This window comes from Microbacterium sp. Soil_N32 (assembly GCF_057655505.1).
Window position 1 is genome coordinate 95,472 of the sequence record NZ_JBDGME010000017.1, and the last position, 20,464, is coordinate 115,935.

The 20,464-nt window shown below is 71.1% G+C and carries 19 protein-coding genes; 3 read left to right on the plus strand and 16 right to left on the minus strand.

What is annotated here, in order from left to right; translation table 11 throughout:
- Positions 1-6: 6 nt before the first annotated feature.
- The 5 genes from AC3A3J_RS05800 to argG form a co-directional block, all read right to left on the minus strand.
- Complete coding sequence (locus AC3A3J_RS05800; protein ID WP_487671376.1) at positions 7-768, minus strand: alpha/beta fold hydrolase; 762 nt, start codon at positions 766-768, stop codon at positions 7-9.
- A 64-nt stretch (positions 769-832) separates the two neighbouring features.
- On the minus strand, positions 833-2,662 hold the full coding sequence (locus tag AC3A3J_RS05805) for a YhgE/Pip family protein (protein ID WP_487671377.1): 1,830 nt from the start codon (positions 2,660-2,662) through the stop codon (positions 833-835).
- The gene (locus AC3A3J_RS05810) at positions 2,659-3,594 is read right to left on the minus strand and encodes a hypothetical protein (protein ID WP_487671378.1); all 936 of its coding nucleotides are present in this window, start codon (positions 3,592-3,594) and stop codon (positions 2,659-2,661) included. Before AC3A3J_RS05810 ends, AC3A3J_RS05805 begins: the two co-directional genes overlap by 4 nt.
- Positions 3,591-4,238, minus strand: a complete 648-nt coding sequence (locus AC3A3J_RS05815) for a TetR/AcrR family transcriptional regulator (RefSeq protein WP_487671379.1) — start codon at positions 4,236-4,238, stop codon at positions 3,591-3,593. Before AC3A3J_RS05815 ends, AC3A3J_RS05810 begins: the two co-directional genes overlap by 4 nt.
- Positions 4,239-4,363: 125 nt before the next feature.
- Positions 4,364-5,797 (minus strand): argininosuccinate synthase, encoded by a 1,434-nt coding sequence (argG, locus tag AC3A3J_RS05820; RefSeq protein ID WP_487671380.1) that lies wholly within the window; start codon positions 5,795-5,797, stop codon positions 4,364-4,366.
- Positions 5,798-5,982: 185 nt separating this feature from the next.
- Here argG and AC3A3J_RS05825 point away from each other — a divergent pair, with 185 nt between their 5' ends.
- Positions 5,983-6,690, plus strand: coding sequence for a ZIP family metal transporter (locus tag AC3A3J_RS05825; protein ID WP_487671381.1), 708 nt, complete (start codon positions 5,983-5,985; stop codon positions 6,688-6,690).
- 160 nt (positions 6,691-6,850) lie between these two features.
- Here the strand turns inward: AC3A3J_RS05825 and AC3A3J_RS05830 are convergent, their stop codons facing one another.
- The 11 genes from AC3A3J_RS05830 to AC3A3J_RS05880 form a co-directional block, all read right to left on the minus strand.
- Complete coding sequence (locus AC3A3J_RS05830) at positions 6,851-7,543, minus strand: phosphotransferase family protein (RefSeq protein WP_487671382.1); 693 nt, start codon at positions 7,541-7,543, stop codon at positions 6,851-6,853.
- Positions 7,544-7,651: 108 nt separating this feature from the next.
- Positions 7,652-8,758, minus strand: a complete 1,107-nt coding sequence (locus AC3A3J_RS05835) for a DUF4064 domain-containing protein (RefSeq protein WP_487671383.1) — start codon at positions 8,756-8,758, stop codon at positions 7,652-7,654.
- Positions 8,752-9,519 (minus strand): tetratricopeptide repeat protein, encoded by a 768-nt coding sequence (locus tag AC3A3J_RS05840; protein WP_487671384.1) that lies wholly within the window; start codon positions 9,517-9,519, stop codon positions 8,752-8,754. Before AC3A3J_RS05840 ends, AC3A3J_RS05835 begins: the two co-directional genes overlap by 7 nt.
- Positions 9,516-10,574, minus strand: coding sequence for a VWA domain-containing protein (locus AC3A3J_RS05845; protein WP_487671385.1), 1,059 nt, complete (start codon positions 10,572-10,574; stop codon positions 9,516-9,518). Before AC3A3J_RS05845 ends, AC3A3J_RS05840 begins: the two co-directional genes overlap by 4 nt.
- Positions 10,571-11,557: a VWA domain-containing protein gene (locus AC3A3J_RS05850; protein ID WP_487671386.1), complete on the minus strand. Its 987-nt coding sequence runs from the start codon at positions 11,555-11,557 to the stop codon at positions 10,571-10,573. Before AC3A3J_RS05850 ends, AC3A3J_RS05845 begins: the two co-directional genes overlap by 4 nt.
- Complete coding sequence (locus AC3A3J_RS05855; protein ID WP_487671387.1) at positions 11,548-12,033, minus strand: hypothetical protein; 486 nt, start codon at positions 12,031-12,033, stop codon at positions 11,548-11,550. The genes AC3A3J_RS05850 and AC3A3J_RS05855 overlap by 10 nt, the downstream gene beginning before the upstream one ends.
- Positions 12,020-12,928: a DUF58 domain-containing protein gene (locus tag AC3A3J_RS05860; RefSeq protein ID WP_487671388.1), complete on the minus strand. Its 909-nt coding sequence runs from the start codon at positions 12,926-12,928 to the stop codon at positions 12,020-12,022. Before AC3A3J_RS05860 ends, AC3A3J_RS05855 begins: the two co-directional genes overlap by 14 nt.
- 88 nt (positions 12,929-13,016) lie before the next feature.
- Complete coding sequence (locus AC3A3J_RS05865) at positions 13,017-14,237, minus strand: AAA family ATPase (RefSeq protein WP_487671389.1); 1,221 nt, start codon at positions 14,235-14,237, stop codon at positions 13,017-13,019.
- 245 nt (positions 14,238-14,482) lie between these two features.
- A complete protein-coding gene (locus AC3A3J_RS05870) occupies positions 14,483-15,187 on the minus strand; it encodes a Pr6Pr family membrane protein (protein ID WP_487671390.1) in 705 nt (234 codons plus the stop codon).
- A 78-nt stretch (positions 15,188-15,265) separates the two neighbouring features.
- Positions 15,266-16,192: a Pr6Pr family membrane protein gene (locus tag AC3A3J_RS05875; RefSeq protein ID WP_487671391.1), complete on the minus strand. Its 927-nt coding sequence runs from the start codon at positions 16,190-16,192 to the stop codon at positions 15,266-15,268.
- A 477-nt stretch (positions 16,193-16,669) separates the two neighbouring features.
- On the minus strand, positions 16,670-17,638 hold the full coding sequence (locus AC3A3J_RS05880) for a DMT family transporter (protein ID WP_487671392.1): 969 nt from the start codon (positions 17,636-17,638) through the stop codon (positions 16,670-16,672).
- A gap of 428 nt (positions 17,639-18,066) precedes the next feature.
- Between AC3A3J_RS05880 and AC3A3J_RS05885 the strand changes: the two genes are divergently transcribed.
- Positions 18,067-19,353, plus strand: coding sequence for an adenylosuccinate synthase (locus AC3A3J_RS05885; protein WP_487671393.1), 1,287 nt, complete (start codon positions 18,067-18,069; stop codon positions 19,351-19,353).
- A gap of 3 nt (positions 19,354-19,356) precedes the next feature.
- Positions 19,357-20,460, plus strand: a complete 1,104-nt coding sequence (locus AC3A3J_RS05890; protein ID WP_487671394.1) for a lactonase family protein — start codon at positions 19,357-19,359, stop codon at positions 20,458-20,460.
- Positions 20,461-20,464: the final 4 nt, after the last annotated feature.

Sequence of the window (20,464 nt, forward strand, 5' to 3'; positions counted from 1 at the left end):
ACGCGGTCAGAGGTGTGCCGCGAAGTCCTCGATGAGACGGGCAGCCGGCTCGGAGTCGCTGATGAGCGTGCCGTGCCCGTGGTCGGGAATGATCTCGAGACGCGCCCCCGGGATCTGGTCGATGATCTGACGGCACCAGCTCATCGGCGCGAGCGGGTCGTCCTCCCCGCGCAACACCAGCACGGGCTGGTCGATGCGCGCGTAGGCCCGCTCGGGCTGATGCCGCACCGTCGCCTCGATCTTGCGCAGCAGGTGCGGGCCGCCGCGCAGGTACTCGCGGGCGCCGCGCCAGATCACGAGCGGCCGCTCGCCCAGGAGGTCGCGCAGCAGGTAGGTGGCCTGGGCGCGGATGTTGCGCGCCCGCTTGTCGACGGTCGGCCCGGCGAGGACGACGCCCGAGACGAGGAGCGGATGGCGCGCCGCCAACTCCGCGCCGATCTGGCTGCCCATCGAATGGCCGATCACCACGACGGGCCCCTCGCCGGTGTGCCGGAGGTAGGCGGCGACGAGGTCGGCGTGCCGCTCCATCGTGAGGGTGCGCTCGGGCTCGGGCGCCTCGCCGAAGCCGGGGAGGTCGAGGGCGATGAGCCGGCCGTCGAGCCGCTGCGCGAGGTCGAGGTACACGCTGCGCCCCATGCCGATGCCGTGCAGCAGCAGGAACGTCGGGCCCCCGTCACCGAACGTCTCGGCGATGAGCGTCGCACCCGCGTGCTCGAATTCCAGAAGGGTGACCGGAGTGCCCTTCGGGGCGAGATAGCTGGTGGGCACCGCTCCACGTTACCGGCCGTCGCATGAGAGGACCCCGCGAACGAGGCCCTCTCCTGCGACGGCGTCAGCCGATCAGGCTCGGCTGCAGGTCGCGCAGCGTGCGTCGGTGCGTCATTCGAGTGACCCCGATCATCGCCAGGGCCAGGGCCCCCGCGAGCCAGGCGCCGAGCACGAGCAGGTCGCTCCCGGCACGACTGAGATCGCCGCCGTACATCAGCTGGCGCATCGCGTCGACGACGTACCCCATCGGCAGGACGTGGTGCAGCGCGGCCAGCGGCGTCGGAAGGGTCTGCCACGGGAACGTGCCGCCCGCCGTCACGAGCTGCAGCACCATGAGCACCAGACCGAGGAACTGTCCCACCGATCCGAGCCAGACGTTCAGCGCGAGGATGATCGCCGCGAACGTCGCCGACGCGACCACCAGTACGCCGAGCGTGCCGACGGGATGGTTGAAGGTGAAGCCGAGCGTCAGGGCGAGGATGCCCATCAGCCCCACCATCTGCACGGCGCCGAGCATCGCGGGCGTGAGCCAGCCCGCGAGCGTCACCCGCACCGGAGAATGCAGTGCCGTGATCGCCCGTCGCGAGATCGGCTTGACGATGAGGAACAGCGCGTAGATGCCGATCCAGGCCGACAGCGCGGCGAAGAACGGCGCGAGTCCTGCGCCGTAGTCCTCGGCGGAGGCGACCTTGTCGCTCGACACGTCGACGGGGTCGGCGATCGTGTCGGCCTGCTGCGCGCGCAGGTCGGGGGTGGATGCCGGGATCTGCTCCACGCCGGACGCGAGGCCGTCGCGCAGCTCGGCCGCACCGCTCGCCAGCGTGCCGAGTCCGTCGCGCAGCTGCACCGCGCCGTCGTTGACGGTCGACGCCCCCTCGGCGGCCGTGCTGGCTCCCGAGGCGAGAGTGGACGCGCCCGAGGCGACCTGTGCCGCGCCGTCGGCGAGCTGGTCGATCTTCGCGATGTCGGCCTGCACCTTCGTGTTGCCCTCCTGCAGGCGCGTCGCGACCGGGTCGAGCGTCGCGAGCACCCGGTCGATCTCCTCCTGCGTGAGGCCCTGGTCGGTGAGCAGCGTGGTGATGTCGGTGCGCACCTGGGGCAGGGCATCCGATGCCTGCTGCACGACGGACCCCGCACGATCGGCGACATCGGCGAGCTGCCGGTTGCCGTCGGCCACCTGCTGCGCCCCTGTGGCGAGGGTCTGCGCGCCGGTCGCCAGTTGAGAAGTGCCGTCGGCGAGCTGCGTGGTGCCGTCGGCGAGCGTGGTGCTGCCGGAGGCCGCGGTGTTCGCGCCGTCGGTGAGCTGCGTGGCGCCGTCGGTCGCAGACACCAGGCTCTCGCGGATGTCGCTGAGACCCGTGAGCAGCCGCTCCGCGGCCTCGCTGCCCACCATCTCGGCGACCGAGCTGCGGATCTTCTCGACCGCCTGCGACCCCATCGACGACGCGAGGTAGTTGTTTGCGTCGTTGGTCTCGAGGTCGATGCGCGCCTGGTGCGGGTCATCCCCGGAGGCCGACGTGAGGGCGGCCGAGAAATCGGCGGGGATGGTCACGGTGAAGTCGACCGAACCGGTGCGCAGAGCATCCGCCGCCTCGTCCGACGTCATGCGCTGCCAGTCGAAGGCGTTTCCCTCGATGAGGTTGTCGGCGACGTCCTCGCCGTAGTTGACCGTGTCGCCGGGGCCGGCATCGGATGCAGTCGACGGCGCGCCCTCGTCGTCGACCACGAGGGCGACGGGAACCTCGGAGAACTTGCCGTACGGGTCCTGATTGGCCCACAGGTAGAGGCCGCCGTAGAGGATCGGCACGCACACCAGCGCGATCAGGGCGATCACGCTCATCCGGCTCGCGGTCAGCCGTCGCAGTTCGGCGGCGATCATCGCGGGGACCTTCACGATGCTGCTCCGTTCCGGGGGTCGTCGGGGGTGGGGGTGATGTCGGCAAGACCGTCGGCGGGCGGGGGTGCGGGGGCGTGGGGATCGGCGGCCGGGGCAGATGGGTCGGCAGGCGCGGACCCGGATGCCGGGGCGGCGGGTGCCGTGTCGGCGGCTGCATCCGCATCCGCATCCGCGTCGGTCTCGGTGTCTGCCTCCGCATCGGTGTCGGTAGCGGTGTCCGCCCCCGCATCCGCGTCGGTGTCGGTGTCGGTGTCGGCAGCGGCATCGGCATCGGTGTCGCCGTCGTCGTCGAGCACGAGGGGCTCGACCGGACCCGAGGCGTTCACGGCGCCGAGCTCCTCCATGCGCTCCAGCGCCACGGCGGCGGCACCGCCGACGATGACGAGCATGGCGTAGCCCCGCTCGGCGAATTCGCGGGCGATGCGCCACCAGCCGTCGGGCGAGCCGCCGTGGCGGTCGGGTGACACGAGCACGACGGCATCCGTTCCGTCGCGCAGCACGGCCAGCTCGCAGAGGATGCGCACACGCGCCGCCGGATCGATGCTGCCGATGGGTACCGAAGCGAGGTCGGCGTACCCGAGCATCGAGAGCCAGCGCCGGGCGTGCAGGGGCGTCGCGCCGAGTCCGGCGAACATGAGCTCTTCGCCGACCACCCCGGCGAGCGAGATATCGGGGTGCGGGTCGCTGACGTCCGGGCCGTCGACCAGTGCGACGCGGCGGCGCAGCTCCTTGGCGTTGCGGTTGCCGTCGAGTGTCACGTAGCCGGAGTCGGGGCGCATGCGTCCGCTGGCGATGAGGCCGAGCACCGTCGGGCGCTGCTCGGTCTCGGCGAGAGCGAAGCGCACCTCGCCGGTGTGGAACTCGAGCGAGATGGTCGGCAGCGCCTGACCGCCGCGGCCCTTGCTCACCTCGTGCAGTGCGATCCTCATTCGGTGGCCTCCCGGTCGGTCGTCGCGCCCTGTGCGGCGGCCGCGACGATGTCGGGGTGCGCGACGAGCAGCTCGTCGGCCTCGCGCCACGAGAGTCCGGCGATGCTCAGCACCGTGCGCACGGCGAGGTCGGCCGCGCCCGCGCTCGACGCATCGGTGCGCGAGATGACGGTGCGGGCGACCTCCTCGATCAGGCGAGCGAGGGTGGGGGCGGCGAGATCGGTGCGGAACACCTCCTCGTCCTGTCCGCGGCGGGCGAGCGCGGCGACGGTTCGTCGGAGCGGGGCGAGAGCATCCGCCGTGTGCTGCACGTGCGCCTCGTCGAGGGCCAGCGCGGCGGCGACCTGCACGTGGGCGGCCTCGTGCCAGAGGCGGGCGGCGAGGCGGGCGAGGGCGACGCGCGCGTCGGGATCGGCGACCTCGGCGGCGATCGCGTTGAACCGCTGGGCACCCGACGAGATGAGTTCGCGGATGAGTGCTTCGCGGTCATCGAAGTGGCCGTAGAGAGTGCGGCGCGAGAGTCCGGCGCTGCGCGCGATCACATCGACCGAGGCGTAGGGGTCGGCGGAGAGTGCGGTGCGGGCGGCGGCGAGGATGCCGGCGCGGTTCTCGAGCGCGTCGCGGCGGGGTGCGCGTGTGGGCATGCGTCGAGTCTAGTTAATGTGCACAGGTGTGTGCAAGATAACTCAGCACCTTCACAGCGGGGCGGGTGGAGGGGACGAAAAAGGGGGGCGGATGCCGCAGCATCCGCCCCCCTTTCGAATCGGTGTCAGTCGGTGCCCGAGTCGAACGCCGCGCCCTCCGACGCCACATCGACGCGGTCGGCGAGCGTCTCATCGACCTCTTCGACCGAACCGGTGATCTCGCTCGACTCGCCCGCGGTAACGCGGCCGACCAGCTCGCCGGTGGCCCCGCCCACCAGGCCGAGGCCGGCGTACTGCTCGAGACGGGCGCGCGAGTCGGCGATGTCGAGGTTGCGCATCGTGAGCTGCCCGATGCGATCGACCGGGCCGAACGCCGCGTCGCCCACGCGCTCCATCGAGAGCTTCTCGGGGCCGTACGACAGGTTCGGCGACACGGTGTCGAGGATGGTCCAGTCGTCGCCGCGACGCAGGCGGATGGTGACCGAGCCGGAGATCGTCAGGCCGACCCAGCGCTGGATCGACTCGCGCAGCATGAGCGACTGCGGCTCGAGCCAGCGTCCCTCGTACATGAGGCGACCGAGGCGGCGACCCTGCTCGTGGTAGGTCGCGAGGGTGTCTTCGTTGAGGATGCCGTTGACCAGGCGCTCGTACGCGATGAACAGCAGCGCCATTCCGGGGGCCTCGTAGATCCCGCGCGACTTCGCCTCGATGATGCGGTTCTCGATCTGGTCGCTCATGCCCAGGCCGTGGCGTCCGCCGATGGTGTTCGCCTCGCGTACGAGAGCGACCGGGTCGGAGAACTCGACCCCGTTGATGGCGGCCGGGCGGCCGGCCTCGAACGTGACGGTGACGTCTTCGCTGTCGATCGCGACCGACGGGTCCCAGAACTTGACGCCCATGATCGGGTCGACGGTCTCGAGCGAGACGTTCAGGTGCTCGAGGGTCTTGGCCTCGTGCGTCGCGCCCCAGATGTTGGCATCGGTCGAATAGGCCTTCTCGGCCGAGTCGCGGTACGGGAAGTCGTGGGCGACCAGCCAGTCGCTCATCTCCTTGCGGCCGCCGAGCTCGGTCACGAAGTCAGCGTCGAGCCACGGCTTGTAGACACGCAGACGCGGGTTGGCGAGCAGTCCGTAGCGGTAGAACCGCTCGATGTCGTTGCCCTTGTAGGTGGACCCGTCGCCCCAGATGTCGACGCCGTCCTCCTTCATGGCCCGCACCAGCATCGTGCCGGTCACCGCGCGGCCGAGGGGGGTGGTGTTGAAGTAGGTCTTGCCGCCCGAGCGGATGTGGAACGCGCCGCACGACAGGGCGACGAAGCCCTCTTCGACCAGGGCGGTCTTGGCGTCGACCAGGCGCGACGCCTCGGCGCCGTACTCGAGCGCACGACCGGGGATCGACTCGATGTCGTCTTCGTCGTACTGCCCCAGGTCGCCGGTGTAGGTGTAGGGAACCGCGCCCTTGTCGCGCATCCACGCGACGGCGACGGAGGTGTCGAGTCCTCCGGAGAAGGCGATGCCGACGCGCTCGCCGACGGGCAGGGACTGGAGGACCTTGGACATGCCCTCCAGTCTACGGCGGGCGGCGTGTCGCTCTGGAATGCGTGACGCGGCCCCGGGGCGCCACCCGACGGCGCCAGGAGGGTTCGTCACTGCCACTCCTTCCGATCGCGAGATCTCCTTCCGAACGGGTGGCCGGTGACGAGCGGATGCCTCGCGGCGAGGCGCCGACGTGCCAGAGTGGGCATATGGGTCAGGCAGTGCTGTGGGGTGCGGTCGCGGCGGCTCCGCTGTTCGTCGGCGCGGTGCTCGCGCTGCTGCGTGCGTGGCCGCCGCGGTGGCTCGGCATCGTGCTGGGGTTCGGCGCGGGCGCGCTCATGGCGTCGATCGCGTTCGAGCTGTGGGAGGAGGGCCTCGACGTCGCGGGCCCGGTACCCCTCGTCGCGGGTGTGGCGCTCGGCGCGCTCGCCTACTTCATCGCCGCGCGCATCCTCGACGCACGCGCGGCGAAGACGAAGGGCTCGGCGGGCGGAGGGCAGCTCGCAGTCGGAGCACTGCTCGACGGCATCCCCGAGCAGCTCGTGCTCGGCATCGGCCTCGCCTCCGGCGAACCGGTGAGCATCGCGCTCGTCGTCGCCATCCTCGTCTCGAACCTTCCCGAATCGATCGGCTCGGCGGCCGACCTGCTCGACGGCGGCATGGCCAAGAAGCGCGTGCTGCTGCTCTGGGGTGGTGTCGCGGTGGTGTGCGCGCTGGCGACCGTCGGCGGGTTCGCTCTCGCCAGCCTCACGGGTGACGCGTTCCGAGCGGGCGCCAGCGGATTCGCCGCTGGAGCGCTCCTCGTCATGCTCGTCGACTCGATGGTGCCCGAGGCCCAGTCGAAGGCGAAGGAGGCCACGGGCCTGGCCACGGTGCTCGGCTTCGCGCTCGCCGCGGGCCTCGCCCTGTCATCCTGACCCCACCCCCTGGCTCTCACCCCCTGGCCCCCCGGCCTACCCGCGCGCGAAAACAGAGACCACCCGAGCGGAATGCGGCGCGTCGCGGGCCGACACACCGAGCAGCGGACGGATGCTCTCCGTTCTCGCTGTCCGAGCGGGCGCGCTTCGCGGCGGCCCCCTACCAGGCGCGCAGTTCGGCGGTGAGCTGGGCGAGGTACTCGGGAGGACCTGCCTGACGGAACCACAGCCACAGCTCCGCGGCATGGATCGGGTACCAGGCGGCGACGGCCGAGGCATCCGCCCCGCAGCCCTCGATGAGCGCCTGCGCCGAACGCGGATCCTTGCGCGCGGCGCCGTATGCCGCCCGAGCCACCTCGCGGATCGGATCGCCGACGTGCGCCGCCTCCCAGTCGACGACGCCGGTGACGCATCCGTCGATGCCGAGCAGGTTGCCGTCGCCCCAGTCGCCGTGGCAGAACGCTCGGCCCGTCGAGGGAGGGATGCTCAGGGGCAGGTGCGGTCCGTCGGCGGCCCGGTAGCGTGCCACGATCTCGGCATCGTCGGGTGCGGGAGGAAGGTCGGTCGGAGTCTCGAGCGCATGCAGTCGGCGAAGGAGAGAGGCCGAGTCGCGCAGCCCCGCGAGCCGGCTCTCGGGGTCGACGTCGTCGAGTCGCGTGCCCGGGAGCTCGGTCATGACGATCATCCCGGGGTGCGCGTCGATCACCTGCGGAACGGGTAGACCCGATCCCTCCAGCGCGCGGAGCGCCCGCAGTTCGGTGTCGTGTCGAGCGGGGTCGCGCAGGCGCTTCTCGACGAGCCGCCGCCCTTCGCGGTCGACGAGTCGCACCTCGCCGACCGCTCCCTGCCGCATCCCGTCATCCTCGCACGCGTCCTCGCGCACGCGCGCCCACGCGCACGCGCGCCCTCGCGCCCACGCGCCCCCGCGCGCAACGAGGTCCCCGCACCCGGGCGTCGAGCGTCAGAACCCGGGGTACTCCTTCAGCTTCTCCTCGAAGGTGGCCCGATCGTCGTCGCTGAGCACGGCGCTCGCGAGCACGAAGAGCTGCATGCCCTCGAGCGGCTCGCCGGTCCGTGCGCTCTGGGCCTCGCGCTCGACCCGGAAATCGCCGGTCGGATCGTTCGAGAGGTCGAAGATGTTGGCGTAGAACCGCAGCGGCTCGGGGTAGTTCTCGGTGTACGACTCCCACGTGTGCTGCGTGCGCGGGTCGTCCGACCCGTACATCTTGGTGAGCACGTTCGCGTCGATGCCCGACTGCACGGGGTCGTTGAAGGCGTAGAGGTCCCACAGGCCGTGCTCGCGCACCACGTCGTTGGCGACCTCCAACACCTCCTGCTTGCGGTCGTACTCCTGGATGGGTTCGACCGTCGCCCACCCCGCCGACGTGTACTCGTAGAGCATCGACTCGCCGCCGTAGCCGTTGCGTTCCGGACGCAGATCCTCGTCGGACACCTGCACCCACGTGTAGCCGAACCGCTCGGTGAGCCGCTGGCGGATGTCGGTGAACAGGCTCTCGGACTCGGCCCGGATCTCTTCGAGAGAGTCCTGGTTCAGCACGTCCTGCGGGTTCGTGCCCTTGATGCCCGGGTACGCCTCGGCGTGCCGCTGCTCGTCGCTCTTCGTGCCGTCGTAGCTGCCGCTCGCCGAGGTCTGCAGGGCGCTCAGGCCGCCGACGGTCGCGATGTTGAACAGCACGGTGACGACGAGCGCGATGGCTCCGAGCGTGCGCCCGCGCTTCGTGAAGATCGCTCCGATCACGACGGCGACAACCACGAGCTGCACCGCGAGCAGCGTCACGCCGTAGAGCACGTCGGTGCCGCCGGCGAGAAGGGTGCCCAGCAGCACGAGCGCGAAGAGGATGCTGAGGCAGAGGGCGATCCAGCCGAGGGCGTTCGCCGACCGCCCCTCGTCGTCGCTGTCGACCGAGACGAAGGTGGGGAACTGCGGGGGCGGCGCCGGCTCGCTGCCACGCCGTGCGCCCCGGTACCCTCCGGGTGGAGGTACCGGAGGGGCGCCCTCGGACCCGGCGACGTAGCGTGCGCGCTGGCGCTCGTGATCACTCACCATGGCTTGTCCGTTCCCCCGGAGGTTCCGCCCTCGTCGTCCTGCTGCTGATCGCGCTCCTGGGTGCCCTGTTCGAGCTTGTCCTTCAGGTCGTCGAGCTTCTGCTCGTCGGGCTGAGCCGGCTGCTCCTGCTCCTCCTGCGGCTGCTCCTCGCCGTCCTGGGGCTGCTCCTGCTGCTCCTGCTGCTGCTGCTTCTCCTTCAGCCGCTCCTCCGACTCGTCGAGGCTCTCGCCCGGGTCGCGGTTCGGGTCGGACGACTGATTCTGCGCATCCTCGCTGCGGCACTCCTCGGGCGTCTCGACGGTGATCGTCAGCGCCTCGGCGTACAGCTCCGCGGCTCCGGCCCCGTCGCCGTCCTGCCGGGCGGCGTCACCCATGCGCTCGATCACGAGCGAGAGGTTGATGCGCACGTCGCACACCTCGAGGCCCGTCGCCAGGTCGAGGGCCTCCTCGAGTTTCGCGCGCGCCTCGGGCAGCTCCTCCGCTCCCGCGAGCGCCGTGCCGACGTTGAAGGGGGCCTTGTACGGCTCGAACCAGTTGAGGAACTCCTGCCCGTGCGCGGCCGACTCGCTGCCGGCGTAGTCGTCGACCACGTAGGCGCTGATCGACTGGTGGGCGAAGGCGTACATACTCAGCAGTTTGCCGACGAACAGCAGTCCGACGAGCACGAACGGCAGGCCGGCGATCGCCATCCATTTCCGGATGCTCCGGCGGCGGCGGTTCGAGGCGAGAAGCGCCGCGGCGGCCGTCTGCGCATCGCTCATGACGCACCTCCCTCTTTCGCGGGCGCGGCTCGAAGACCCCGCAGCCGGGCGACCAGCATGGTCGCCCGAGCGAGCTCCACGCCGAGCAGTGCGACGAGGAGCAGAGCGGCGACCCAGTACAGCTCGGTGACGTTGCCCACCTCGCCCGACTCGGCGAAGTTCGTCGTGGTGGTGGGGGCCTCCGGCAGCACCGGCTCGCTGTCGGGAGTGCGGTGCTCGTACTCCACGCCCAGCTCGCCCGCGATCGCCTCGAGGTTCTTCTCGTCGATGACCGACAACGCCTCAGACCCCTGGTACTCGATGTACCCGGCGTCCTCGCCGTCGACGCCGCCGCTGGTGATCCGCATGGGGCCGCCCTCGGGGGTGCCGTATCCGAGCACTGCCCCTCCGTCGGTGTACTCCGCGCTCGCTTCGAACGACTCGGGGGCTGACGACACCGTCTGCTCGCCGTCGCCGAGGTAGAAGACCATGCGCGAGCGGTCGGGCGAGGCATCCGCCGCCGATGCCAGCGTCTCGGCCAGCAGGTTCGCGGCGATGCCGATCGAGCTGCCGCGCGACTGCGACGTCACCTCGGGCCGCAGCACGTCGACCGAGCCGATCAACGCCGTGGTGTCGGTGGTCAGCGGCATCCGCAGCTGCGCCGACGCGTCGGAGGTGATGAGCGCGAACCGGGCGCCGGGGTACTCGGCGACGATCGTGCGGACGTCTGCGCGTACTCCGTCGAGTCGCGGCTGGCCCTCCGCCCAGTCCTCGGCGACGATGCTGGCGGTCGTGTCGACCACGAGCACCACATCGGTGTCGGTGGCGAGCGTCTGCGTGGCGCCGCCGGGGATGCCGGGGCGCAGCAGCATCACGAAGCAGGCGAGGACCATCGCCAGCCGCAGTCCCCACAGCAGCCGGTGCGTGCGAGCGGGGCGCGCCGCGAGACGGGGGTCGACCGCCGCGGTAGCGGGGGAGGGCTTCGGCGCGCGCACGAGTATCCATACGACCAGCGCCACGATCGGCGCGAAGAGCAGGAGCAGCAGGAAGCCGTTGACGACGGGCTGGAGGATCACAGTCGCACCCTCCACAGCAGCACGATGAACGACAACAGGGCGACCGCCGCCACGACGATCCACAGGTCGGGCGAGTCGGTCCAGACGACCTGCGCCTCGCCGCGCAGCTCCGTCGCATCCTGTTCGCGCACCTGGTCGACGATGTCGCCCACGGTCGTGGTCTCGCGCAGCCCGTACGCCTGGCCGCCGGTGGCCTCCGCCGCAGCGGTCAGCTCGGCGCTCACGTCCGTGTCCTTGCCCTCGACCGGATTCAGGGCGAACACCCGCACCCCGTTCGAGGCGGCGTAGTTCGCGGCCTCTTCGAGCGTCACGATCGAAGCGCCGTTGATCTCGTTGTCGGTGGCGAAGATGATCGAGCGGGAGCGCTCGTCGTCGGGGTGATCGAAGCCCATCGCGCACGCCGCGAGACCGTCTCCGATGAGCGACGCGCCGTTGCCGTTGAGCGTGCCGACCCAGTGCTCGGGCACCTGATCGACGTAGTCGAAGCTCTCACGCATGCTCTCCAGGTGCCCGCGGATGAACTCGTAGTCGTCGGTGAGGGGGAAGATCTGCACGGGGGAGCTGTTGAAGATCGTCAGACCGATGCGCTCGCCCTCGAACCCCTCCAGCAGCTCCTCGAACACGGTGAGCACCTCGACATCGACCTCCGACATCGAGCCGGACACATCGAGGCACAGCATGATGTCGCGGCTGGTGTTCACCGGCTGGATGGTCTCCGACGACATCGGCCGCGCGGCGACGACCCCGGCGGTCACCGCCGTCAACGCACCGAGCAGCAGCACCCCCGACAGGGCGAGCATGCGCCGCGACAGCGCCTCGCGGAAGGACGGCAGGGCGCGCAGACGCTCGGCGCGCGCCACGCGGGCACGGTCGACGGATGCCGTCTGCGCTCGGCGGCGCAGGCCGAGGAAGAGGCCGACGGCCGCGGCGACGGCGACCACGCCCACGGCGACGAGGATCACCCACCAGTTCGCTAGTGCCATGTCCGCACCACCGTTCGCGCGGCCTCGGCCCCGGCGATCGGATCGATCGGCGGCCCCTGGCGGAAGATGCTCGGGTAGTAGTGGCGGCGCAGCGCATCGACGAGGGCGGGATGCACGCCGCGCGCGATGAGGTCGTCGAGCGCCAGGACGGGGGCCTCGAGGCCGCTGTACTCGTTGACGAAGGTGCGCACGACGCGACTGAGCTCGAGGTTCGCGTTGCGTGGCGAGAGGCGGCGTTCGCGGTAGTCGGTCTCGATCTGCTGCACGCGCTCCAGATACTCGACGCGCAGCTGGCTGAGCACGTCGCCCGTCGGCAGGGGCTGCTGCTCGCCGCGCACGGCCGTCTCGCGGCGCGGACGCGTCAGGGCGATCACGATCCACACCGCGGCCACCATCAGCGCAAGGATGCCGAAGGCGAGCAGCACCCAGCCCCAGCCGTACTGGGCCGGGGGGTAGAGCTCGTCAGAGACGGGCATGAGACCTCCCGTTCCCGCGACTGAGCACGCCGTGCAGCAGACGCAGCAGCTGCGGCACGGCCTGCTCCTGGCTCTCGAGCACGCCGTGGGCGATCTCCAGCCGCTGCAGGGTGTCGGCGAGCTGAGCGGCTTCGGCCTGCGATTGCGCGGCCAGCTCGCGGACGATGGCGGGGTCGCCCTGCACGAAGTCGGGCACGTCCCACAGGCTGTCGACGTCGCTGCGGATGAGCCCCGTCGCGTGATCGAGCACCGGGTCGGCGTCGCGCACGGTGAGCCACAGCACGTCGTGCTGCACGCGCAGGCGGCGGAGCATCCGCTCGGTCTGCGCGGTGACGGGCGCCGCGTCGGTGACGATCACGACGATCATGCGCCGCGACACGGTGCGGGTCACGGCGGCGAGCAGCGCGTCCCGGTCGTTCGGGGCGGTACTGCGGTCGGTGGCGGCGCTGATCGTGCGGAGGGCGTGCTCGAGCGCACCCTCGCTGCGGCCGGGCGCGAGCCGGCGGGTGCCGTCGGCGTCGCCGTAGATCGCGGTGAAGTCGTCGCCGTGCCGGAGGGTCAGGATGCCCAGCGCGCCCGTCGCCATGATCGCGAGGTCGCGCTTCGGCCGCTCGTCGGCGGCCAGGGCGGTCATCGAGCGCCCCGTGTCGACGACGAACAGCACTGTCTGCATCTTCGTCGCGCGGGACCGCTTGACGAGCGGAGTGCCCAGCCGCGCGGTCGCGCGCCAGTCGATGTCGCGCACCTGATCGCCGTACTCGTACTTGCGCAGGTCTTCGAAGTCGAGGCTCCGCCCGCGCAGCAGCGACGCGTGCGCGCCGTCGAGGGCGTGCATCGACTTGCGCGTCGAGTGGATGAAGAGCTTGCTCTTCACCTGCGTGATCAGACTGGGCATCGGGTTCCTGCGGTGGCGGGCGGGGTTCGGTTCTCTGGGTCGGGTTCGGCTGCACGTCGGCCGAGCGGGCGGGCCGGGACCCGGGCGATCAGGGGGTGGGGACCGCGGCGAAGATCTGGTCGATGATCTCCTCGCTGCGGATGCCCTCGGCATCTGCCTCGAACGTCAGGAGCACGCGGTGGCGCAGCACCAGGTGGCGCAGCTCGCGCACGTCTTCGGGCAGCACGTGCGAGCGCCCCTTGAGCAGGGCGAGCGCACGCGTGGCCTGGAGGAAGGCGATGCTCGCGCGCGGGCTCGCACCGTACTTGATGAAGCGCGCGCGGTCGTCGCCGATGTACGGCGCGGGGTTCCGCGTGACGTAGGCGATCGACACGATGTAGTTGCGGATCGCGGGGTCGACGTAGATGCGGCTCGCCACGTCCTGCAGCATGTGCACGTCGTCGAGGGTGATGGCGCTCGACACGTGCCGGTCGGGGTCGAGCACACCGGAGTCGATGCGCCCGAGGATCTCGAACTCCTCGGCGGGACTCGGGTACTCGACGATCTCTTTGAGCAGGAAGCGGTCCATCTGCGCCTCGGGCAGCTCGTACGTGCCCTCCTGCTCGATGGGGTTCTGCGTGGCGATGACGAGGAACGGCTTGGGCAGGTGGTGCACCTCGCCGCCGATGGTGGTCTGATGCTCCTGCATCGCCTCGAGCATGGCGCTCTGCGTCTTCGCGCTCGAGCGGTTGATCTCGTCGAGCAGCACGAAGTTGGCGTGGACCGGGCCGAGCACCGTGCGGAACGAGCCGGTCGCGGCGTCGTAGATCTGGTTGCCCGTGATGTCGCTCGGCAGCAGGTCGGGGGTGCACTGGATGCGCTTGAACTGCGCCTTCACCGTGTCGGCGAGGGTGCTCGCGGCGGTCGTCTTCGCCAGCCCCGGCACGCTCTCGAGCAGGATGTGGCCGCCGGCGATGAGAGCGATGAGCAGGCTCATGCGCAGCCGTTCCTGACCGACCATCTTCGCCGAGTACGCGTCGGAGACGACCTTCAGCACCGCCCCGGCACGGGCGAGCTCGGCGTCGGTCGGGGCGCTCTTGGGGGACGCATCCGTCGCCTGCCGTGCCGCGGGCTGCGGGGGCTGCGAGGCCGGGGCGGCGTGCGGGGCGACCGGGGGAGCTGCCGACGGAGCCGGCGCGGGGGCGGGGGTCTGCGGGGCGGTCGCGGGAGGTGCCGACGGTGCCGCAGCGCGCTGCTCGCTGCGCAGGGAGGGAGCGGGCGGCGGCGGCGTGGAGCTCGCGGACGGCTCGGGCGCGTAGGGCTCGTTCATGGGAAGTCTCCTCGATCGCTCGGGGAGACACCTCCGGCCTTCCCCCGCACCAGGGTAGCGGCCCCATCCGACGTTCCACCCCGGGCGGGCGGGGTACTTCTGCCCACGGCATCCGTCTCGTGGGTCTGCGCTGCATGCGGCGCCGTCGGTTGCAGGCAGCGGTGCGGAATGCAGGCGGATCAACCGCTTTCCTCGCCTGCGCGTCGCCGCAGTGCCTGCAGACGGCACCTACCCGGCGGAGGGGGTCACCGTCTTTCGAATGCCGGAACGTGGATGCCGCGGCGCCGACCGACCCACACCACGGCGGCCGCGAAACCCACGATGACCACGGCGATGCCGATGATGTATTCGACCACCGACGGCCAGCCACCCGGGCCGTTCGGGTCGAGGAACGGGTACGGGTACCACCAGGCGTTGCCGGTGGCGGGAGCCGTGATGAAGTTCGCGCGCACCATCGTGTAGACAGCCCACACGAGCGGGAAGATCGCCGCGCCCACGGCGGCGCTCCACGGCAGGGCGCGGCGCCGCGGCGCCACCAGCACGTCGACGAGCATCACCAGCGGCATGATCACGTGCAGCGTCTCGTTCGTCCACGGCTCCGAGAGCCCGACGAGAGCGATGTTGCGCAGCAGCACGTTGTACACGACGCCGGTGACGATCATGTACGTGCTCGAGAACGCGAGGAGCGTCGCGAGCCAGCGGGGCTCGGGGGTGTTCTCGCGGCGGGTGCGGAGCATCCACACCGCGCCAGCCGAGAGAGCGACCACCGCGCTGAGGTTCGACAGGATCGTGAAATAGCTGAAGAAGTTCGCGACCACAGTGGGCACGTGCGAGCCCCATTCGGTCGTCGCCGAGAGGGCGTTGCCGACGGTCTGCGCGAACTGGCGCACCAGCGCCGCCGTGCCGAGCAGGGCTGCCACGATGCGGAGATAGGGCCACCAGGTCGTCATGATGCCAATGTATCGGCGGGCGCACCGGCGGCAGGCTCCCGATCTCGCGATTCGGAGAGCGGCGCAGACCGCCACAACTCAGGACGGCGGGGTGTTCCTCGGTCTCGCCGGCGACACCGGCCCGGAATCGCGAGGCTCCTGTGGCGCCTGGGTCGGCGGTGTCCTGAGTTCGTGCGGGTGCGGGTGCGGGTGCGCGTGCCGGTGCGGGTGCGGGTGCGCGTGCCGGTGCGGGTCGGACTGCGAGTGCGGGTCGGGGTGCGGATCGGCGTCGGCTGCGGCGCCGGACTTCGTCGGCGGCGATCCGGCGCGCGGGCCGTGTCCGTGCGCCGCTCCGCGCCGGCGCCCGACGGCGACGACCAGCACCGCGATGAGCAGGATCGCCGCAGCGATCACCGCGATGTAGGTGAGGACGGACGGCCAGCCACCCTCGCCGTGCGGATCGAGGAACGGATACGGGTACCAGTACGACGCGCCCGTGGCCGGATCGGTGATGAACGGTGCACGGACGAGCGTGTACCCGCCCCAGAGGAGGGGGAACACCACGGCGAGGAGCGCGGTCCCCCAGCCCAGGGCGCGACGCCGGGGCGCGAACAGCACGTCGACGAGCATCACCAGCGGCATGACCACGTGCAGCGTCTCGCCCGTCCAGACCTCGGTGGCGGTGTGCGAGGGGATGCCGCGGAGGAGGAGGTTGTAGACGATGCCCGTCGTGATCATGTAGGTGCTGGCGTCGGCGAGCAGCACGGCGAGCCAACGCGGTTCGACGTCGTTCTCGGACCGGGTGCGCAGCATCCACCCGGCTCCGGCGAGCAGGGCGATGGCGGAGAGAAGGCCCGAGAGCACCGTGAAGTAGCTGAAGTAGTTCGACACCGCGGTAGGGACGTCGGAACCCCAGGTGGTCGTGGCCTCTCCGGCCGTCTCGATCTCACGCGCGAGCTGCCGCGCGAGGGCGGCGAGCGCGAGGAGTGCGGCGGCGATCCGCAGGTAGGGCCACACTCGCTTCATCGTTCCTCCGTCGCTCTACGGTCGACGCGGGAGTGGTCGAGCCGCCGGACAACGTAGCGCCTCTCGGCGCCTGCGCGGGCGATCCTCGGCGGTTCTCGCGCCTTCATTCCGGCTCGGTGGGATATTGCGAAGAAGCGCTGGTGATTGGCGCGAATCACGCGCGGCGATCGGTATATCGGGGGTGCCGGTGCCGGTGCCGGTGCCGGTGCCGGTGCGGGCAGGGGTGCGGGTGCGGGTGCGGCCGCGGGTGCGGGTGCGGCCGCGGGTGCCGATGCGGCCGCGGTGCGGGTGCGGGTGTGGGCAGGGGGGCGGCCAGGGGTGCGGGCGCGGCCAGAGGTGCGGGCGCGGCCAGGGGTGCGGGCGCGGCCAGGGGTGCGGGTGCGGTTAGGGGTGCGGCCAGGGGGGTGCGGGCGCGGCCAGGGGTGTGGGCGCGGGTGCGGAGGCCCGGCCCGGCAGCGAGGAGGGCGAGGGGCTGCGTCAGGGTCTGGTCGCGGTGGCCGGGCGCTCGCGGGTCGACAGTCGGCCCGAACCCCACCGCAGGCGGGTGACGAGCACGCCCAGCAGGCACAGCGCGCCGCCGAGCAGCATCAGGGGCGTCGGAACCTCGCCCAGGATGGCCCAGGACATGAGGATGGCGAGCGCCGGCACCACGTAGGTCGTCGCCGACGTCTGCCCCGCGGTGCTGCGTTGCAGCACGTACGCCCAGGTGGTGAAGGCGATTGCGGTGGGGAAGACGCCCAGATACACGACCCACAGCGTCGACGACAGCGGAGCGGTCTGCACCGCGGCGACCAGACTCCCGGCCCACGGCAGCAGGGCGACGGTGCCCGCGAGGGCGCCGAGCCACGTGAGCGTCGTCGAGTCGGCTCCGCCGGTCAGCAGGTGCTTCTGCAGCAGGGTGCATCCCGCGTACATGACCGCTGCGAGGAGCGCGAGGAGGAGGCCGGTGATGTCGGGTCCCTCACCCGCCGGGGTGGAGGAGTTCATCCCGATCAGCACCACGCCCAGGAAGGCGATCGGAGCGCCGATGACGAGCGGCTTCGGGAATCCCTCGCGCAGGAAGAGTCCGCTGAAGACCACCACCATCAGCGGAGCGAGGTTCACGACCATCGCCGCCGTCCCGGCATCGAGCGTGCGCTCGGCGGCGTTGAGCGCCAGGTTATACACGCAGAACCAGCCGACGCCCCACACCGCGATCAGCCACCACTGGCGGCGAGCGGGGAGTCGGATGCCGTGGCGCACAGCGATGACCGCGAGCACCGCGGTACCGACGGCCATGCGCAGCAGCGCCAGGGCGCCCGGGTCGTAGTGCGGCCCCGCCCCGCGGATGCCGATGAACGCCGATGCCCACAGCGCCACGGTCACGAGCGCGGCGATGAGTACCAGCGGTCCCTGCCGCGGCGCGGTGCGCGGGAGGCCGCCGGAGACGGGAGCGGTCTTCGACATGTTCCGATGGTGGCAGGGGTCACCGACATCGGCGAGGCGGGGGGCGGACAGCCGTCGGCGGATTCCTGCCTCTTCCCTACCGGTTCTCCCGTGAGTGTCCGGGCCCGCCGCCGCCGCCGGCCCCCCGCAACGAAGGAGATCGCGCGATAGGGAGGACCGGATGCCGCATCCTCTCCTCTGCATCCCGAGATCCCCGTCGGAACGCGGGCGCCGCAGGGCGCGAAGTGAAGGCGTCACAGATCTCCGCCGGAACGCGGGCGCCGCAGGGCGCGAAGTGAAGGCGTCACAGGTCGCCGAGGGGGGCGGACAGGTCGCAGACAGCGCAGAAGGGGAGTGTCGGAGGGGCTTCGCTAGGATGGGAACGCCCGATCGGGCCAGCTCATCCGCCGGTGGAATCCCGGCGAGAGGCATCATCCAGGGGGTTACCCATGCCAGGAATCGTGATCGTCGGCGTGCAGTGGGGCGACGAAGGAAAAGGCAAGGCCACCGATCTCCTCGGTGAGCGCACCGACTGGGTGGTGAAGTTCAACGGCGGCAACAACGCCGGACACACCGTGGTGGTGGGCAACGAGAAGTACGCGCTGCACCTGCTTCCCTCCGGCATCCTCTCCCCCGGCGTCACCCCCGTGATCGGCAACGGCGTCGTCATCGACCTCGAGGTGCTGTTCAGCGAGCTCGAGGCGCTCGGCGCCCGCGGCATCGACATCTCGCGCCTCAAGGTCAGCGCGAACGCGCACATCATCACCCAGTACCACCGCACGCTCGACAAGGTGACCGAGCGCTTCCTCGGCAAGCGCATGATCGGCACGACCGGCCGCGGCATCGGTCCGGCCTACGCCGACAAGATCAACCGCGTCGGCATCCGCGTGCAGGACCTGTTCGACGAGAACATCCTGCGCCAGAAGGTCGAGGGTGCCCTCGACCAGAAGAACCACCTGCTGGTGAAGGTGTTCAACCGCCGTTCGATCACCGTCGACGAGATCGTCGACGACCTGCTGTCGTACGCCGAGCGCCTGCGCCCGATGGTGGCCGACACCGGTCACCTCCTCGACGAGGCGCTGCACCGCGGAGAGGTCGTCGTGTTCGAGGGCGGTCAGGCGACCATGCTCGACGTCGACCACGGCACCTACCCGTTCGTGACGTCGTCGTCGGCGACGGCCGGCGGAGCCTCGACCGGTTCGGGCGTCGGCCCTGGTGCCCTCGACCGCATCGTCGGCATCGTCAAGGCGTACACGACGCGAGTCGGATCGGGTCCGTTCCCGACAGAGCTGTTCGACGAGCAGGGCGACTGGCTGCGTTCGCGCGGCTTCGAGTTCGGCACCACCACGGGTCGTCCGCGTCGCGTCGGCTGGTACGACGCCCCCATCACCCGCTACGCGACGCGCGTCAACGGCATCACCGACCTCGTGCTCACCAAGCTCGACATCCTCACCGGCCTCGAGCAGATCCCGGTGTGCGTGGCCTACGACGTCGACGGCGAGCGGTTCGACGAGGTGCCGGTCAACCAGACCGACTTCCACCACGCGACGCCGATCCTCGAGTACTTCCCCGGATGGAGCGAAGACATCTCCGTCGCGCGCACCTTCGACGACCTGCCCAAGAACGCGCAGGACTACGTGCTCGCCCTCGAGAAGATGAGCAACACGCGCATCTCGGTGATCGGCGTCGGCCCCGAGCGCGACCAGGTCGTGGTGCGCCACGACCTCCTCGACTGACCCGTGACCCGGTTCTGGCTCGGGAGCTACGGCCCCGAGATGGGCGGCACGGCCGAGGGCGTCGGCTTCCTCGCCGGTGACGAGGGGCGCGAGGCGACGACCCTCGCGTACCGCGACCTCGCGGCGCCCGTCTCGTCGCCGTCGTGGTTGGCGCAGCATCCGACGCTCGACGTCGTCTATGCGGCGCTCGAGCACGCCGGAACCGTGCAGGCGTTCGTCCGCTCCGGGGAGGGGTCGCTCGCACCCCTCGGAGTCGCCGTGCCCGCCGGGGAGGCGGTGTGCCACCTGGCCGTCGCGCCGAACGGTCAGACGCTCATCGCCAGCTGCTACGGAGACGGACGTGTCGTGCGCTTCGGCCTCGCGCCCGACGGGCGCCCCGTGCCGGCGAAGGCGGATGCCGCGGCGGCGCTGCGCGCGGCGCTGTTCGGCGCCGACGAAGACCCCGACGCGGTGCGCGACGAACCGGGAGTGGGTGCCGCGGCATCCGACCCGTACTCCGCGCCGGACCGCTCGTCGCACGCGCATGCCGCCGCCTTCCTGCCGGACGGGCGGATCGCGACGACCGACCTGGGGTTCGACCTCGTGCGGTTCTGGCGGCTCACCGGGTCGGGCCTCGCGCTCGACCACGAGGTCGTGCTGCCGCAGGGCGTGGGGCCGCGTCATATGGTGGTGCATCCGAGCGGTCATCTGCATGTCGTGACCGAGTACTCCTGCGAGGTGTTCACGCTCGCAGCAGCGCCCGATGGCACGTGGAGCGTCGCGTCGGTCACCGCGACCAGCCCCGTCGCTCAGATCGGTACCGACTTCCCCGCCGAGCTCGCCCGCACCCGTGACGGCGCCTTCCTGTACACCGCTCTCCGCGGCAGCAACACCATCGCCGCCCTGCGCGTGCTCGACGGTGGTGCGCGTCTCGAATCGGTCGCCCTGGCCGACGCGGGCGTCGACTGGCCCCGTCACCACCGGGTGTTCGAGGGCAAGCTCGTCGTGGCGGGGCAGCGGTCGGACTCGATCGCGCTGATCGACCTCGACGACCGTACGGGAGCGCCCCGGGGCATCCGTCATCAGGCGCCGGCGGCGACGCCCACGCACATCCTCCCCGTCCGCTGAGGCG